This window comes from bacterium, assembly GCA_016700035.1.
In the GTDB taxonomy this organism is placed as follows: Bacteria; Patescibacteriota; Saccharimonadia; order CAILAD01.
Window position 1 is genome coordinate 328,732 of sequence record CP064998.1, and the last position, 16,437, is coordinate 345,168.

The following is a 16,437-nucleotide window of genomic DNA, read 5'->3' on the forward strand; positions in this document are numbered from 1 at the left end:
ATATTAATCGTAGTCAGTTAAGGATAAGGACATATGCCAACAAAAACTCCCAGTCTAATCAATAGTAGATCCAACATCAGTTTACGCTGGAACAATCTATGGCTACTAGTGGCTGTATTTGTGGTGCTCTCATTGGCAGTTGGTTATTTTGCTCTACCATATGTACGGGCTGCTGGTGAAATTAACCAAATAGGGTGTATTAACTGTCCGCCAGATGGGGCATTTGGCTTACGAGATGCTGGCGATGTAGCTATCGACACGAGTGGTAATGTATATGTTACGCGCAATGATAATACGAGCCATATAGTTAAGCTTGACTCTGCCGGTAATATGGTTAGTTCATTCGGGCCATACGGAACTGGTAACGCTGAGTTTGAGGGGGTTCGGGGAATTGCAGTTGATAGCTCCAATAGTATTTATGTGATAGAGGGTACATATAATAAGGTTAAAAAGTTTAATTCAGACGGTACATTTGTTTTAGAGTGGGACGGTAGTGCAGGTGCTGGCGGTCAACTCAGTAATCCTGCCGATCTCGCGGTGGACTCCAGTGGTAATATCCTTGTGGTAGATACCAATAATAATCGTATTCAAAAGTTTAACAGCTCAGGCGTGTATCAATCAGATTTTGGCAGTAATGGTACTGGTGATGGGCAGTTTAGTTATCCTTCCGATCTCACGGTGGACTCCAGTGGTAATATTTATGTTGCAGATACCGACAATCATCGTATTCAAAAGTTTAACAGCTCAGGCGTGTATCAGTCACAGTTTGGCAGTAATGGTACTGGTGATGGGCAGTTTAGTTATCCACGCGGGATTACAATAGATAGTGCAGATAATATTTATGTTGCAGACACCTCTAATAATCGCATTCAAAAGTTTAATAGCTCTCATGTATTCCAGACGGAATGGGGTAGTAGCGCAAGTTCTTATGGTGCTGAACCGGGAGAGATGAGCGGGCCTAAAGGTATAGCACACGATAGTAGTAATAATATATATATCGCCGATCAATATAACAATCGCGTACAGAAATTTACTTCAACTGGTAGCCTAATTACCCAATATGGAACTACAGGATTAAGCTCATACGGTGGCTATGAAGACTCTTATGGTAATGGTGGGTCTGGTAATAATGTGCGTTTCAATACACCCGCTGGAACAGCAGTAGATCATGATGGTAATACCTATGTGAGTGATGCAGATAATAGTAGGATTATGAAGTTTAATAGCGCTGGTAATTTTGTTAGCCAGATTGCTAGTAGCTCAGTGGGCTCATATGGCGAGCCATCCAATGGTTCGAATAATGGAGAGTTTGAGTATCCTATGGGTATGGTGACCGATGCTAGCAATAACCTTTATGTTGCAGATGTTGGCAATAACCGCATCCAGAAATTTAACAGCTCAGGAGCTCATCAACTTAGCTTTGGTGGCAACGGACCATATGGAGGTGGTAGTGGGGATGGTCAACTTATGATGCCATTCGACGTTGCCTTGGATGGGACGGGCAATATATATGTTGCCGATATGTCCAATGACCGTTTGCAGAAGTTTGATTCGAGTGGGAACTATCTTGCTAAGACTACTAGTGCTGTGTCTTCACTGGGTGGAGTGGTGTCGGCTGAAAGTTTTGGTGATGTTCAGATGCTTGGCGGTGTTGATGCTAGTGAAGCTGGAGGGCCGGTATCTGTGGCGGTTGGACCAGATGGAAATGTTTGGGCGCTGACGTATGGTAAGCTACTTAAATACAGCGCCAATCTAGAGCCAATTCAAAATTGGGATATTTCAGATGGCTTTACGTATATGAGCATCGGAGTTAGGGTGGATAAGGATAATAATGTTTATATTGGGCAATTTAATGACAGTGGCCCTGGTGGTCGGTTACTAAAATTTGATTCAAGCGGCAATCAGGTGGGCGTATGGGATGATGGGTATCGTATGGATGAATTTATGCCTATGCTCCCAGCAATCGATCCGGAGATTGATGGACGCTTGGCGGTGCCTAGTGTGATGCAGAATAAAGTTGTCTTCCTCTGCGACACCGATGTCTCCACCAATAACTGCTCTGGCCCTAACGATGGTGGTGGCAACTCTGGTGGTGGAGAGGAATCTAGTACCTACTTCTACAACAACTCATCCAATGATTCCATCACTTATCTAATAGCCCCAGACACTGCTACTAACTTCTCTCTGTCTGGTGTAGACTACGCTAGTTTACAAAAAGATGGATCTAATCTCTTCCCAGCTGGTCTCACAAGCTTTAACTTTGACGCCACCCCTAACTCTGCTACCACCATTACTATCTACTACGATCTACCCGGTGCTCCAACAGGCTACACAGCTCGTAAATACAATACCGCCAATCAAACCTATGCCGATATTCCAGGAGCTACCATTACCCGAGAAGACTACAGCGGTAAGAGTCGTCTAAAGCTAACTTACTCCATCACAGACAATGGACCACTCGATCAAGATCCTACTCCAGGCCACGTAGTAGACCCAGTTGGTCTAGCTACTACCTCTGCCTTTCTAGCTAGTACTGGTCTAAACTTCTGGCTCTATGTAGTTGGAGCCATCAGCCTACTTGGTGCTGGTAGCTATCTAGTCCGTCAGTACAGTCGGCGGTAGAAAGTGAGCCCCATAGTAGGGGATTTTAAACCGCTGGCATATAGTGAATATGCAAAACATAACCTCTATGCTAAACTTTAACTAAGCATTAGCACTTAAGTACTAATAAAGCACTCTAATAAAGGGATTTATACTTTTAATGAACCAACTAATAGCTAAGTTAATACACCAGCCAACAACCAAGCTTAAAACTAATCTATCTACAGCTACCCAGTCCATCAAAACCGACAGTATAACTAACACAACCAAAAGACTAAACTACCTAACTCTTAGCCTACTAATAAGCCTAACCTCAATACTGCCAATACTACTACCAGCTACAGCTAATGCTGCCCCATCCACCCCACCAGATAGTTGCTTTGACTACACCACCAACCTAGGTGAAGTAACAATTACCGATTACTACGACCACGAAGCCAACAACAACTCCAATCCCGCCTGTACCAGAGAAGTTATTATACCTAGCATTATTGGCGGTAACTCTGTAACTTCTATTGGCGACTATGCTTTTTATGACAACCAACTCACCGGTCTAGCTATTCCAAGCTCCGTGACTTCTATTGGTTACGAAGCCTTCTTTGACAACCAACTCACCGGCGTTACAATTGAGGGTGATATCACAACTGCAGGAGGTAATGAATTTAGAAGTAACCCCATCCAAGCCTTCACTTACGGCCTAGATACCTATACATCTTCAAGCCCTATAACAGATGATTGCTTCGCCTTTGATGGAGTAGATACCATAACAAGTTTTAATAAAGCAGACATAACTACAATTAGAGACCACAGTAATGCTTGCTTAAACCCTAATATAAATATACCTAGTACAATAGGTGGTAACTCCATAACTTCTATTGGCGCCAATGCCTTCTCTTACAACCAACTCACCAGCGTTACAATCCCAAACTCCGTAACTGTTCTTGACGGTGAGGCTTTCCGCGACAACCAACTCACCAGTCTAACTATCCTAAACTCCATAACTTCTATTGGCGAGTATGCCTTCTTTAACAACCAAATTGCCGGTGTGACTATTCCAGACTCTGTTACTTCACTAAGCCCATATGCGTTTGTGTTCCAAACTAAACCAGGTGGGACAGGCTATAATGACTTCTGGAATTCGGATCAGAGTTCTCAAAACGGCCAAACCTTCCTAGATAGTGTTATCTACACTAATATCTACGCTAGCCCTAGCCAAGTAACGGCATTAAATCTAACAGATTCAACAATAACTGAATCATATGATGGCTATGATTACAACGCCGATGGCGATCAAACCGACATAATGTCTGGCCACCTTATCAACCCTGCCCACATAACCGCCACCTATAAAGACACAGGCGGTAATACCATTGCCCCTAGCACCACAGCTACTGGCACAGGCTTGTCTTCTTACCTAGTAGTAGATAACCCAACTAATAATCTAAGCTTGTACTACAAAGCCGGTAATAGCTACACTGTACCACCAGCCCCAACCATAGCTGACTATACCATCCAAACCACACCAAGTAACATAGCTAGCCTAACAGCTGGTAATAACTCCATAGACTATATCTATACAGCTAATTATGGAAATAACAATAACCCATCTAATAACACTGTCACTTTACCAAATGCAGTAGATGGTAAGAACATGACCATAACAACTCCCGCCACTACAAACATAACTTGCTCTAATACTACTAAAGAGTCTGTAGCTCATCCAGATAACGATTACCAGTACACCATGGGCTTTGTGGACTTCTGCTTTACTACTAACCAAACAAACAACCAAGTAACCCTAGACTTTATAACTGATCTAAAACCAAGCCAAGTAACCGCTCGCAAGTACAACCCTAATACTAATAGCTATAACAACCTACCAACCAATGCTAACCCAGCTATTACTGAAACTACCATAGATGGTAAACACGCTCTAACCCTAACCTATACCCTAATAGACAATGGCGAACTAGACCTCGATCCAGCAGCAGGTACTATCTCTGACCCAGTTGGTTTAGCAGTATCTAACTCTACCTATGACCAACTAGCGAGTACCGGGGAGAATACTCAACCAATACTATTAGCTGCTGTGTTGCTTCTAGTAAGTGGCATAGTAGGAGTGTGGTATTTTAGGCGGGGACGGAAGAAGAGGTAGGTAAAATCGGGCTATAAGCTACGGTTGATAATCAGATATTGCAAAACTAGGGCTGGTAGATTGGATCTTAACTCTGTACAATAGTAGAAAATATGGGTGAGAAAATTACACAGTCGGCGCCAAATAAGCCTGGCGTAAATATAACTCGGCTTCGACTTATTGGTTGGGCTCTAGGGCTTATTTTGCTTGGTGGCTTGGTTGGCATATTTGGCTATAAAATTTACCTAGGTCGTACGAGTACGGCAACTGCTACAGCCGAACAATTTCGAGAAATTCATTCAATTCTAAAATCTAGCTTTAATGGTGATTTAAATGATGAAAAGCAAGCAGAGGGAGCATTGCGAGGCTATGTCGCTAGTCTGGGTGATCCATACACGGTTTTCTTGAGTGCTAAAGAGGCGCAAGAGCTTTCTGATGACTTAGCTGGCCAGTTGTCTGGTATTGGGGTGGAAGTTGGACTTAAGGGCAATCGCTTGACGGTAATTTCACCAATTGATGAGACCCCGGCTGATCAGGCTGGTATTCGAGCTGGCGATGTGATAGCTAGTATCGAAGGGCAGAGTACAGCCGAGATGAGTCTGGATGAGGCCGTTAAAAAGATCCGTGGCGAGAAAGGCACTCAGGTGAAGCTTACTATTGTGCGGGAAGGCGAAGAGCCTAAAGATTTGACAATTACACGAGATCAAATCAAGGTATCTAGCGTTAAGTATGAGGTAAAAGATGGTGGAGTGGGCTACATTAGGGTGCGACGATTTGGTGATGATACTGATGCTGCAATACGAAATGCAACGGCCGATTTAGCTAAGCAGGGGGTAAATAAGATCGTGTTAGATTTACGTGATAATCCAGGTGGGTACTTAAATAGTGCAGTTTCGGTTACTTCAGAATTTTTGGCTAATGGAGTGGTTGTTGAAGAGCGCGGACGGCATATGGAAAATAAGCAATTGGTGGCTAATCCAGGTGGTAACTTGACTGACGCTAAGCTAGTAATTCTTATTAATGATGGCTCAGCTTCAGCTTCAGAAATTACAGCTGGTGCCCTGAAAGATAACGGGCGGGCTACGTTAGTGGGCGAGAAAACTTATGGTAAGGGTAGCGTGCAGGAAGTGAAGAGCTTATCGAGTGGCGCTCAGCTTAAAGTGACAGTTGCAAGTTGGTTTACGCCAAATGGAGTGAATATTTCAAAAGAGGGAATTAAGCCAGATATTGAAGTAAAGTTTAGTAAGGAAGACTCCGATAATGGGCGTGATCCACAGCTCGATAAGGCTTTGGAGGTAGTGCGCCAATAACCCTTGTGTTTAGTGTGTCAGCTCGCTAAACTAGAATAAACGGAGGGGAGTGAAGTGGCAAAAACTGCAACAATACCAAAATATATTTTTATTACAGGAGGAGTAGTTTCAGGGTCTGGAAAAGGCATTACGGCGGCGTCAATCGGCGTCATTTTAAAATCTCGAGGCTTGCGGGTAAACATTCAAAAAATGGACCCGTATTTTAATTTTGATGCCGGTACGTTAAATCCGGCCGAGCACGGTGAGGTGTTTGTAACGGCCGATGGTGGAGAGGCAGATTTAGATTTAGGCCATTATGAGCGATTTATAGACCAGCAGCTAAATCGGAGTAGCTCGGTGATGAGTGGGCAGGTTTACTCAAAAGTGTTTGCCGATGAGCGCGATGGATTGTTTTTAGGTAAGACAGTCCAGGTAATTCCTCATATTACTGATGAATATCAGCGCCGTATCCAAGATGCCGCCAAGGGTTTTGATGTTTTGATTTGCGAGGTTGGTGGGACAATTGGCGATTATGAGTCGCTTGCTGTTATTGAGGCGTTGCGTCAGTTTAAGCGACGTGTGGGTGCCGATAATGTACTTTATACTCATGTTGTATTTTTGCCGTATTTAGCTGCCAGCAAAGAGATAAAGACTAAACCTGCTCAGAATTCAGTCCGAGACTTGCGAGAAGCCGGAATCCAGCCCGATATCTTGGCGGTTCGTAGTGACTATGAGCTCAAGGCATCAGTTTTTGATAAGTTATCGATGTATTGTGATGTTGATAAGGAGGCGATTGTTGGCCTTCCTACACTTAAGAGCGTCTATGAGGTACCATTGCGGATGGAAGAGTCCGGGATTGGCGACTATATTGTGGAACGACTGGGTCTGCCGGCTCAATCGGCTAAGTTAGATGATTGGTACGATTTGGCCGATCGAGTGCTAGAAGACAAGCCTGAGGTAACTATTGGTATAGTGGCAAAATATCTAGACCATGAAGACACTTATATGTCGGTTGTGGAGGCACTTAAGTCAGCCGGTTGGAAGCATTCCAGGAATGTTAAGGTGCGCTGGATTGATGCCGAAAAACTTACAGTAAATCAGAAAGCCCTAAAAGAAGTTGATGGCATATTGGTACCGGGTGGTTTTGGTGAGCGTGGGGTTGAGGGTAAGATTATTGCCACACAGTATGCTCGTGAAAATAATGTGCCTTATCTCGGTATATGTTTAGGTTTACAGATAGCAGTGATTGAGGCGGCTAGGAATATTCTAAAATTAGAGGGTGCTCATTCACTTGAGTTTGATCATGATGCCCCGCACCATGTGGTGAGCTTGATGGAGGACCAGACAGGTGTTCGCCTGGGTGGGTCGATGCGATTAGGTGATTACCCGACAGCCTTGACGGAAAGCTCATTGGCTCATCGACTCTATGGCGTTAATCATATTTCGGAACGTCATCGTCATCGATATGAGGTAAATAATAGCTATCGTGATGAACTGGAGTCAGTAGGGATGCGGTTTTCTGGCCTTTCACCAGATGGGCAGTTAGTAGAAATAATAGAATATCCGCAGCACAGATTTTTTGTTGCCAGCCAATTCCATCCTGAGTTTAGTTCTCGACCGATGCGACCAGCACCACTTTTTGATGGGTTCGTTGGGGCATCAGCGGGACTTTTGCAATCTGCAATGGACAGCGCTACAATGGATATAACAACTGTACAGAAAAGGAAGGGCTAGGTAATGTCTGATAAAACACCAACTATTTTATTAGTAGAAGATGATGCGGAGCTGGCTAGTGTGTATCGAGCGCGCTTTGAGGCCGAGGGCTTTAATACAGCTTGGGCGGAGAATGGAGAGAATGCCTTAGCTCGTGTGGTTGAGTCTAAGCCAGACATAATTTTATTAGACATCATGATGCCTCGTGTTTCTGGGTTTGATGTGTTAGATATATTGCGCAATACTCCGCAGACACAACATGCCAAGATCATCATGATGTCTGCCCTGTCTAGTGATAAGGATATTGCTAAGGCAAAATCACTCGGGGTGGATGATTATTTGGTAAAAAGCCAGGTAGCGATGGCCGATGTGGTGCATATTGTACGTAAGCATTTAGGTATGACTAAGGGGCCTGAAGCAAATGCAAGCCAGGCCTAGATTAAGCTAGTAGATAAAATTTAATATACAAAAAATACCCCTATAATTAAGGGGTATTTTTTTAAGAGGTGATTAAGCTTCGATTGGCGTAACAAAGACGACAGTCTTACGTCGCTTTGCGCCAGAAAAAAGAGTCTTACGGGTTTGTCGGAAGCTTACCTGACCATCTATTCCGGCGTGGATAGTATAGTCTTTACCAAGAAAGGTATTTTCACCTGCTTCATACTTATTGCCACGCTGACGGATAATAATATCTCCAGTAGTAACTTCTTGACCACCAAAAAGTTTAACACCAAGGCGCTTCGAGCGTGAATCGCGACCGTTTTTTGTAGAGCCACCAGCTTTAGTCTTTGACATGGTTTTAGCGCTTATCCTTTCTTGAGTTTGATTATTGCGCGCCCGACCGTTTGGTGTGGTCGTCGATACACAAGTCTAGTTGTGTTATCTGGCGCAAACTGCTCAACAGTATACCCCATATCTGATAAATCGTCAAGGATTGGCAGATGTATTGGAGATTGGGTGTCGGATGTAAACCAAACTGGTAGAGCGAAAATAATTGTTAGTGGTTTGGGGAAGTTGAGAAAGTTCTTGAAAACATTGTGGTAGAGGGGAGATAGGTTGGAGGCCTCATCTTTTAGTCTTTGGTTTGAGTTATTATGTAAGTCGGGGTTTCCCAGATAGCCTTCGCTAATTATGTGTGTTGTGGAGGGTGGTAATTGTATTGTTCTGGCATCAGCTTGAAAGACCTCAAAATTTGTTTGTGGAGTATGATGGAGACTACTAAACCAGTTAAGGTTTTTGCGAGTTGCATCAATCATATCGGCAGAAATATCGCTACCACTTACGTAGGCTTGTTTTAGGAGAGTTTCGGTTAGGATTACACCAGTACCACAGAATGGGTCGTGGATATGGCTTGTGTTGGTTATGCCACCTAAATTAAGCATAATTTGAGCTAACTTAGGCGGTAGCATACCAACTCGAGCGTCTCTAGCTGGGCGATCTCGGTCTCGTTGAGTGTAGGAGGGTATATCCTGCTGCCAAGTGGTAACTCCAATAAGCCAGCTATTATGATATTTAATAAAAAATATTTCGCTATTTGGTTTGTTTAGTAATTTACCACCTTTTATGTGGCCGGCATTTAAGATTGTGCCGGTTTGAGGAAAGATGATTCTTGGGCGCTTATTGTGTACTTGGGTGTAATATTTTTTTAGCTCTTTACCGATGTTGCGTAACTCGAGCGGGGATAAGTTAGCGGAAGATATACCAATTGTAACTTTTCCTGTTGGTGGGGGGTCGGCTAAGATTTTTACTGCGTCTTGAGCTAGCGTGGTAGTATCAGTGGCCTGACCGGTGATTTCTCCAGCCCGGATGACCCCACCAAGATCATCCCAGATGGGGGGTGTATTTGCACCAATGGCAAGAGACTCGATAAAATCGACTTTAGTATTATGGGTAGCTACAGCCAATTCTGCCTGAACTAGAGATTTTTCTCGACCCAGAAGGGCAAACCATTGCATATTATTTATCATAGCACTTAGCTACTGTATAAAGTCGCAAAAATATCTAAAACACCGTAGTATATGAGTATGAAATTGCGTCATTTTGTATTTTTTGTGGCGTTGATACTCTTGGGGTTGTTGTTTTTACGCAATGCCGGACAGCTTGAGCAGTTTATTAGTCTCATTAAGGAACTAAATATCTGGGTATTGCTTTTAGTGTTGCCAGTTCGGTTTGGCTACTACTGGGCGAGTACGCGGTTTTATGATCATTTTTTTGGTGGAATTTATAAGAAAAGAATTCCATTTTGGCACTTATTTGAAGGTGTGGTGAGTATGAACTTTGTCAATACTGTTGTACCTACCGGTGGAGTATCGGGGGCGGCTTACTTTGCGCAGATATTTCGTACTAAAATATCCCAAAAACAATCATTTATTGCCCAGTTTTTTTGGTATATTGCGACTTTTTTAAGCTTAGTAATTGTGTTGGCAATAAGCTTTTTGGTGTTATTTTTCTCGAAGGCGATTATTCAGGTTAGTTATCGGTTGGTTTTAATTGTTGTGAGCTTACTGTTGTTTATAGCCCTTTCGGTAATTGCAATGACACTAAACCCTCGATTGTTTGAGCGAGTACTATTTTATCTGACACGACCCATTAACTGGGTATTAAAACTACTGCGCAAAGGCAAGATTGGCGAGAGGCAAACATCGCAGTTTGTTGATGGCTATCGGACGTTAATTCAGCTTTTTGCCAAAGATCCTCGGCGGGCTTTGCGACCGCTTAGCGATGCGCTTTTGTGTATTACGTTTGAGGTACTGAGTATTTTTATTGTATTTTTGGCTTTTGGACAAGTGGTTAATCCAGGTATGATTGGGGCGGCATATATTTTTGCTCTGCTGATGTCGACCGTATCATTTTTTACATCTGGAGTAGGTATGTATGAAGCCACTATGGTGGCCGTAGAGGTAGCTTTGGGTGTGCCGTTTGGTTTGGCTTTTTCGGTAACAACTATTTATCGGTTAGTAGCTCTGTGGCTGTTTATTCCAGTTGGTTTGTGGTTCTATAAGCGCCAAGTTTTAGATGAAGAGGGTAGGGCTAATGGATGATCAAGTCCTCTCGGTAACTGAATTACGAGAGTTTGTAAATCAGACTTTAAGTTATGCCTATCCGCTAGTTGTGGTGGAGGGTGAGATATCGGGTTTTCGGATTAATCAGGGGAAATGGGTGTTTTTCGACCTTAAGGACAGTGAGACGACGATTAGCTGTTTTATGACAAAATATCAACTCAAGACGGTGCTAGAAGACGGAATGCTAGTGCGCGTAGCAGCTACACCTAATTTGACTAAGTGGGGTAAATTTTCATTGACGGTTAAAGAGGTTGAGCTTGCTGGTGCGGGCGAGGTGATGCGAGCCTATGAGCTTTTAAAGGCTCAATTTGAGAAAGAAGGTTTATTTGATGTGGCCCGTAAGCGATCTTTACCCGAATATCCACAGAAAATAGGACTGATTACTAGTCGTGATGCTGCTGCTTATAATGATTTTGTAACTATCGCTCAGGATCGTTGGCCACTAGCGGATATTCGGCATATTCATGTGCATGTTCAGGGGATGCAGGCACCAGTGGACGTTGTTTCGGCACTTCGGCAACTCAATTGCGATGATACTGATTTGGAAGCGATAGTGTTAATTCGTGGTGGCGGTAGTGCAGAGGATTTGCAAGCTTTTAACCACGAGGATGTGGTGCGAGCGGTATATGCTAGTCATATTCCGGTTGTGGTAGGTATTGGCCATGAGGATGATGTTAGTTTGGCAGAATTGGTTGCTGACGTTCGAGCTTCCACTCCAACTGATGCGGCTCGGCGTCTGCTACCTGATCGGCGTGAAGTAACTCGGCATCTACAAAGATTACAGGATCGTGGTGGCATGGCTATGGATAAGATTTTGGAGCAGATTGATAGGGTAATTAATCAGTTTAGTCAGCAGCAGTCGCGGTTGACGGGGCGACTTTTTGATCGTATTAGCTGGCAGGAGACTAGAATTCGGATGGCTATTGAAAAGAGTATTGAAAAACTACATCATCGTGTTTTACTAGCTAGCCAGACACTGACCGGAATTAATCCAGAACGGATCTTGGCTCAGGGGTATGCAATAGTTCGTCAAAGCTCTCAAGTCATTCATGATCCAGAGGAGTTGCGCCCTGATGAGCCTATTCTGGTACAATTACATAAAGGTACCGTTCAGTTAATGGTAGATGATAAGGAGATAGCTGATGACGAAGACCAAACCAGCCTCAAGTTTTCGTGAGGACTTAAATGAGCTTGAAGAAATTACTCAGGCGCTTGAAGGTGATGTAGTGGATCTGGAAGATGCCCTCAAGTCGTTTGAGCGTGGCAATGAATTAGTTGCAAAGCTCAAGCAGCAACTTGAAACAGCTCAGTTGCGAGTCCAAGAAATCCAATCCGTAAAGTCTGAGAAAAAAGACTAGACAAAAATTTATAAATATGGTATAGTGCATGATTATGTATCATGATTATGCCACTATCTTATTAAAACAACATGCTAATGTCGCTTCCGAGCGCACTGCAGCTCATGCTATGAAGGTGCTTGACCGCCGAGTATTAGAATTATTCTCAACAGAAAAAAGAGATCTTGCTCAGCAACTCCTACCTGGCTTGAATCGCCGTCGTCTAGGCAGTCGCTTTGGCTTGCATCGTCCAGTACCTAAGGGTGATGCTGTGATGTACGACATATTTTTAGATCGAGTGCGCAAAGACTTAGGTCTAACTGACAATAGCGAAGCAGAGATGTATTTTGATGCTTATATGCGTAGTCATATTAATTTGATGACCAATAGCGCACGTCTAGAGTTCGCCACTGTTTGTGAAGGTGATGTTTTACGAGCCTATTTACGAGCAGTCGATTTTATGGCCTAAGCTTGTCATAAAAAGGAGGGATGATGCCACAAATTCAGCAAACTGCTGACCTTCATGACGACAGAGCTTTATTTGAATTAGCGCTTGGCCCCGTAAACCGCACCAGTGTAGCTTTATGCGGAGGTAGCCCACGTGGTTTTGCTGATATTTCCTATATTTATGAGGTTTGGCAGAGTTTGCGTATTCCGGTTGCCTTTATTACACCGCCTAATATGGAAAGCTATATTCCAGCAGGAGTGCCACATGCAGTTAGTGGCTTGCCAGTAGGATCAGCACAGGCTAGCGAGGCTTGGCGCGTATTGAATTCGGCCGGAATGGTGATAGTGGGGCCAAATATGCAATTAACCAGTGCTCAGCAGGTATTTTTTTCAAAACTATTACCAACTATATCGGTACCAACAGTGTTGACCGATGAAGCTCTACCACTGTGGCGGATTGATCGAGCAATACAAGACAACCCTGTGATTGTACTGTTTGCTAATACTGAATCAGTAGCAAAAATAACTACTAGATCTAAGCCTATTATTGAAAGAGGTATCTTTGGTGTGCAGGAATTTATGCGGGATCTACCAGTGGCTTCGGATATCTGTATTGTTTATGATGCGGTGCGTCTGTATGTCTATATTCGCTCTAGTGACACCCTTATTCATACGCCCCTCATAGGGTCGGTAGCTCAGGTTAAGAATTTGATTGTCAGCTTATTACCAATTACGTTGTATGTTCGTTCGCGCAGTGTCAGTCTTGAGGATCGAGCTCGAGTAATGTGTACTTTATTTGTCCAGATATCGCAAGCACCAGAGCAGACTTCGTCTGAATGGGTGCGCATTATCAGGCAAAAACTTAGCTAGACCGCTTCTGGCAAATAATTACGTTCTGGTGCTGTACTTGGAGCTGGAGATGTACTTGGGGTTGAGTCTGACTCTCGGCTACCCAAGCCAATCATGCGCAGAAGCTGATCAAAGAAAGATGGGGCATTACCAGGTAGGGCAGCATCATTGGTATTTTGAGCTGTGGCTATTTGTGGCTTCTGCTCTGGTCTGGTTGGCGACGGTTCTATCTGATTAGCCGTAATAATTAGGCGCTTCCAGCTTGTACCGGGAGGAGTGCAAGTAATGAGAGTTAGGATTGGATCAGTTGTTGGTTGCAAGACAGATATTTCGGTTGGAGCGACAATCTTTTTACTAGCCACCTGATAAACATAGCGTTTCTTTTGGTAGTTTACTTGAATTTGATCGCCTGGCTCGAGTTTTTCTAATAGTGCGAAGACAAATTTATAATTGCCCGGCTCCCACCAATCATTAGATGAGTGACCCACGATCACGGCATTACTTGGCTCGCCAGGTAGGGCTGTTCCAGCATAGTGAACTACACCATTACGTAGGGCATTTTGGATGGCGTTTTCAGCAATGGATGGCTCAAAGACGATTGGAGCATTAACGTTAAGTTTAGGGATGATAATAACATCTGGTGAATCAATTGGTTGGGCGGCGTTAGTTGAAGCAACCGGGGTAACAGTGGGTGTGGAGACTGGTGCAGTAGCTACTTGCGGTGGAGTAGCACCAAAAACATTACATATGGCATCGATTTTAGTTTGGTAGCAGAGCTGAACACCAATTGTGCCGAAGTTAAATACCAGCATAAAAACAGCAAATGAAACCAAGCCGACACCGGCGTAGCGTAAATTACGTCTGGAAAATATGGTTGCTAGCTTAAGTTTTAGGGCGATCTTACCAAGTAGGGTGGTAGCGGAGCTCTTTTCTTTTTCGGCTTGCAAGCCGTGGGCGGAAAAAGTATCGAAGTTAGGTGATAGATTAAAGCGAATTTTTGGCAATTCAGTAGCAGGTTGCTCAATGTTGGCTGGAGGCACTTCTATTGGGGCGCCAAGCTCAGCTAGATCAGCTGTATGGGCGTTACCGTTAGGATTACGAAAAACTGGAATTGCTGGTATTTCGGTCTTTTTTATAGTTTCGGGGTGTTCTGGTGCTTTGGGAGTCTCAAAATTTGGATTTTGAGGAATATGGGTGGTTGGCTGAATAGGCGGTGGCGTACTCGAGAGATCGCTAAAGCTCAGTGTCCCGTGTTGATTTTGGGCACCTTTTGTGTGGTCTTTTTCTTCATCTGGGTATGGCGTAGACATAGTCTATCGTATTATAATGCATTCGCACCCTTTTTAACAGATACAGGCCAGAGTGGTGGAACTGGCAGACACGCACGACTCAAAATCGTGTGCGGGAAACCGCGTGTGGGTTCGACTCCCACCTTTGGCACCAAAGAGTATATCCATCAGCGGGGTATACTCTTTTTTATTCAGTAAATTTTTCAGGATCTAGATAAGATTGTGTTAAGTAGGAGCGAGAATTTTCCTGTTGTAAATAGAGGAGGGTTTTATTTTCAAAAAAGAGGATTGGGGAAGTGGGACTAATTTTAGTGATAAGTTCGCTATTTTGCCCGTCATAATCAACTAGTTTTAGATCGGTTCCCAGTTTGATGGCTAGATGTTGATCATTCATCCAAGACCAATCCGTTAGGCCTTCGAGCGAAGTATCGGAGTGATAGCGCTTGAAGCGTTCAAGATCGAGCGTTACCATGTGGTTTCCGGCATTGTGTACCAGGAAGCGATTATTAGGGCTCAGATTAATTGCGCTGACATTGTGCCCAATAATACTTTCGGTGCGTCGGTCTCGATTGCGGAAAATACCGGTATATAGCGTGAGGGTGCTTTGATCTTTGTTAAGTAAGGAAATATAATCGCGGTCGGTTGTGCGGATGTAGCGGGCTGTAAAGGCTTGGCCTACGGTTGTTAGGGTTGTGACCTCCTCATTGGCTGATGCGTTAATAGGACGAATAAAGAGCTTTTGAGTGGCGGTGGTTTGGCTAGCCGAGGCTTGATTAGTAATAAAGATTAGCCAGTCGTCAGACCATTCGGCAAAAATCACATTCTCAGCCAGTATGCCAGAGATGTTTTTTCATGAATTTGGGCACGCCGTAAAATATTTTTTTCGGTGTAGATAATTTCGTTGTTACCTCGTGGTACCCAGCTAATCCAAGTTGGCGTAATTAGCAGGGTTTGCGATATATTCACAATAGCTGGTTGATCGTTATTATTTACTGTAGCAGTTAGCCATTGATTGGTGTTACTGGCTAAAGTAGCTCGAAAGAGGATTTTCGTGGAGTCATCGGAAAATTGTATGGAATCGATGCCAGTAACAGGTGAACCGACCGAGGCGGTAAGTTGGGCATTTGTAGCCATCGGGACAGGTGGACGCTTTAGGTCGGTTGAAGTAAATAGCTGAGGTTCGGTTGGTGTGGTGTTATCGACAAACACAAAGCGCTTGCGGTCTTGAGTTTGGGTGGCTTGAGTTATTTGCAGTTCTTCATATCGCCTGCGGGCCGGAATTTCATTTGGGATAAGCCAGGCATGATCGGCAAAGGTAACTTGGCCGGCTTGAACTGCAGTAAGGCTGGTCCAGGGCCGGAATTTATCTTTTTCATAGCGTATCTCATAATTGCCTATTGGTGCATTGGAATAGCGGAAATTCGTTTTTTGTGGTAGACGTTCATTATTTATAGTAATGGTTGCCCCAGTTGGCTCACTACCCATTAGAATTAGGCCTGTTTCGGTAATTTCTCCTGTAAAAATATTGTATTGCCAGCCATTGGCGATTGCTATTAATAGCAATGTGCCAGCGACAACAACTGTACCGCCGACTAAATAAGAGATGAAATCACGAGTTCTTTTAGATATCTTCATAAATACTTGCAAGTTAGAACTTAGTGGTCTAAATTATACCAGAAAAGCTGGATTCGTCGGGTGATTATAGTCTATCTGGAG

The 16,437-nt window shown here is 43.7% G+C and carries 15 protein-coding genes and 1 tRNA gene; 11 read left to right on the top strand and 5 right to left on the bottom strand.

Annotation, left to right across the window (positions count from 1 at the left end):
* The first annotated feature begins 33 nt into the window (after nt 1–33).
* From IPM44_01540 to IPM44_01560, 5 genes are all read left to right on the top strand, one after another.
* Nucleotides 34–2,622: an SMP-30/gluconolactonase/LRE family protein gene (locus IPM44_01540; GenBank protein ID QQS27240.1), complete on the top strand. Its 2,589-nt coding sequence runs from the start codon at nt 34–36 to the stop codon at nt 2,620–2,622.
* Nucleotides 2,623–2,761: 139 nt separating this feature from the next.
* Complete coding sequence (locus IPM44_01545; protein ID QQS27367.1) at nt 2,762–4,756, top strand: leucine-rich repeat protein; 1,995 nt, start codon at nt 2,762–2,764, stop codon at nt 4,754–4,756.
* Between the two features lie 92 nt (nt 4,757–4,848).
* Entirely contained in the window at nt 4,849–6,045 is a 1,197-nt protein-coding gene (locus IPM44_01550) for a S41 family peptidase (protein QQS27241.1), read from the top strand.
* Between the two features lie 72 nt (nt 6,046–6,117).
* Nucleotides 6,118–7,758 carry a CTP synthase gene (locus IPM44_01555; GenBank protein ID QQS27368.1) on the top strand — a complete coding sequence of 547 codons (1,641 nt, stop codon included), beginning with the start codon at nt 6,118–6,120 and terminating at the stop codon, nt 7,756–7,758.
* 3 nt (nt 7,759–7,761) lie between these two features.
* Nucleotides 7,762–8,175: a response regulator gene (locus IPM44_01560; protein ID QQS27242.1), complete on the top strand. Its 414-nt coding sequence runs from the start codon at nt 7,762–7,764 to the stop codon at nt 8,173–8,175.
* A 72-nt stretch (nt 8,176–8,247) separates the two neighbouring features.
* On the opposite strand, the gene rpmA is transcribed toward IPM44_01560, so the two are convergent.
* Together rpmA and IPM44_01570 are read right to left on the bottom strand one after the other, a co-directional pair.
* Nucleotides 8,248–8,532, bottom strand: coding sequence for a 50S ribosomal protein L27 (gene rpmA, locus IPM44_01565; GenBank protein QQS27243.1), 285 nt, complete (start codon nt 8,530–8,532; stop codon nt 8,248–8,250).
* An 11-nt stretch (nt 8,533–8,543) separates the two neighbouring features.
* Nucleotides 8,544–9,704: a hypothetical protein gene (locus tag IPM44_01570; protein ID QQS27244.1), complete on the bottom strand. Its 1,161-nt coding sequence runs from the start codon at nt 9,702–9,704 to the stop codon at nt 8,544–8,546.
* 57 nt (nt 9,705–9,761) lie between these two features.
* Between IPM44_01570 and IPM44_01575 the strand changes: the two genes are divergently transcribed.
* The 5 genes from IPM44_01575 to IPM44_01595 are packed head-to-tail and all read left to right on the top strand — an operon-like array spanning nt 9,762 to nt 13,453.
* A complete protein-coding gene (locus IPM44_01575; GenBank protein ID QQS27245.1) occupies nt 9,762–10,778 on the top strand; it encodes a flippase-like domain-containing protein in 1,017 nt (338 codons plus the stop codon).
* Nucleotides 10,771–11,976: an exodeoxyribonuclease VII large subunit gene (xseA, locus tag IPM44_01580; protein QQS27246.1), complete on the top strand. Its 1,206-nt coding sequence runs from the start codon at nt 10,771–10,773 to the stop codon at nt 11,974–11,976. The genes IPM44_01575 and xseA overlap by 8 nt, the downstream gene beginning before the upstream one ends.
* Entirely contained in the window at nt 11,942–12,157 is a 216-nt protein-coding gene (gene xseB, locus IPM44_01585) for an exodeoxyribonuclease VII small subunit (protein QQS27247.1), read from the top strand. Before xseA ends, xseB begins: the two co-directional genes overlap by 35 nt.
* A 28-nt stretch (nt 12,158–12,185) precedes the next feature.
* Nucleotides 12,186–12,605: a hypothetical protein gene (locus tag IPM44_01590; GenBank protein ID QQS27248.1), complete on the top strand. Its 420-nt coding sequence runs from the start codon at nt 12,186–12,188 to the stop codon at nt 12,603–12,605.
* Between the two features lie 20 nt (nt 12,606–12,625).
* Complete coding sequence (locus IPM44_01595; GenBank protein QQS27249.1) at nt 12,626–13,453, top strand: hypothetical protein; 828 nt, start codon at nt 12,626–12,628, stop codon at nt 13,451–13,453.
* Here IPM44_01595 and IPM44_01600 read toward each other — a convergent pair.
* Complete coding sequence (locus tag IPM44_01600) at nt 13,450–14,742, bottom strand: class D sortase (GenBank protein QQS27250.1); 1,293 nt, start codon at nt 14,740–14,742, stop codon at nt 13,450–13,452. The genes IPM44_01595 and IPM44_01600 overlap by 4 nt on opposite strands.
* A gap of 46 nt (nt 14,743–14,788) precedes the next feature.
* Between IPM44_01600 and IPM44_01605 the strand changes: the two genes are divergently transcribed.
* Nucleotides 14,789–14,875, top strand: a tRNA-Leu gene (locus tag IPM44_01605).
* Between the two features lie 33 nt (nt 14,876–14,908).
* On the opposite strand, the gene IPM44_01610 is transcribed toward IPM44_01605, so the two are convergent.
* Together IPM44_01610 and IPM44_01615 are read right to left on the bottom strand one after the other, a co-directional pair.
* Nucleotides 14,909–15,541, bottom strand: a complete 633-nt coding sequence (locus IPM44_01610) for a hypothetical protein (protein ID QQS27251.1) — start codon at nt 15,539–15,541, stop codon at nt 14,909–14,911.
* On the bottom strand, nt 15,538–16,356 hold the full coding sequence (locus IPM44_01615; GenBank protein QQS27252.1) for a PEGA domain-containing protein: 819 nt from the start codon (nt 16,354–16,356) through the stop codon (nt 15,538–15,540). Before IPM44_01615 ends, IPM44_01610 begins: the two co-directional genes overlap by 4 nt.
* Nucleotides 16,357–16,437: the final 81 nt, after the last annotated feature.

What these genes read in the sequence shown, in the direction of transcription:
- IPM44_01540 (QQS27240.1), top strand. Translation starts at nt 34, where the DNA reads ATGCCAACAAAAACTCCCAGTCTAATCAATAGTAGATCCAACATCAGT.
- IPM44_01545 (QQS27367.1), top strand. Translation starts at nt 2,762, where the DNA reads ATGAACCAACTAATAGCTAAGTTAATACACCAGCCAACAACCAAGCTT.
- IPM44_01550 (QQS27241.1), top strand. Translation starts at nt 4,849, where the DNA reads ATGGGTGAGAAAATTACACAGTCGGCGCCAAATAAGCCTGGCGTAAAT.
- IPM44_01560 (QQS27242.1), top strand. Translation starts at nt 7,762, where the DNA reads ATGTCTGATAAAACACCAACTATTTTATTAGTAGAAGATGATGCGGAG.
- rpmA (QQS27243.1), bottom strand. Translation starts at nt 8,532, where the DNA reads ATGTCAAAGACTAAAGCTGGTGGCTCTACAAAAAACGGTCGCGATTCA.
- IPM44_01570 (QQS27244.1), bottom strand. Translation starts at nt 9,704, where the DNA reads ATGATAAATAATATGCAATGGTTTGCCCTTCTGGGTCGAGAAAAATCT.
- IPM44_01575 (QQS27245.1), top strand. Translation starts at nt 9,762, where the DNA reads ATGAAATTGCGTCATTTTGTATTTTTTGTGGCGTTGATACTCTTGGGG.
- xseA (QQS27246.1), top strand. Translation starts at nt 10,771, where the DNA reads ATGGATGATCAAGTCCTCTCGGTAACTGAATTACGAGAGTTTGTAAAT.
- xseB (QQS27247.1), top strand. Translation starts at nt 11,942, where the DNA reads ATGACGAAGACCAAACCAGCCTCAAGTTTTCGTGAGGACTTAAATGAG.
- IPM44_01590 (QQS27248.1), top strand. Translation starts at nt 12,186, where the DNA reads ATGATTATGTATCATGATTATGCCACTATCTTATTAAAACAACATGCT.
- IPM44_01595 (QQS27249.1), top strand. Translation starts at nt 12,626, where the DNA reads ATGATGCCACAAATTCAGCAAACTGCTGACCTTCATGACGACAGAGCT.
- IPM44_01600 (QQS27250.1), bottom strand. Translation starts at nt 14,742, where the DNA reads ATGTCTACGCCATACCCAGATGAAGAAAAAGACCACACAAAAGGTGCC.
- IPM44_01615 (QQS27252.1), bottom strand. Translation starts at nt 16,356, where the DNA reads ATGAAGATATCTAAAAGAACTCGTGATTTCATCTCTTATTTAGTCGGC.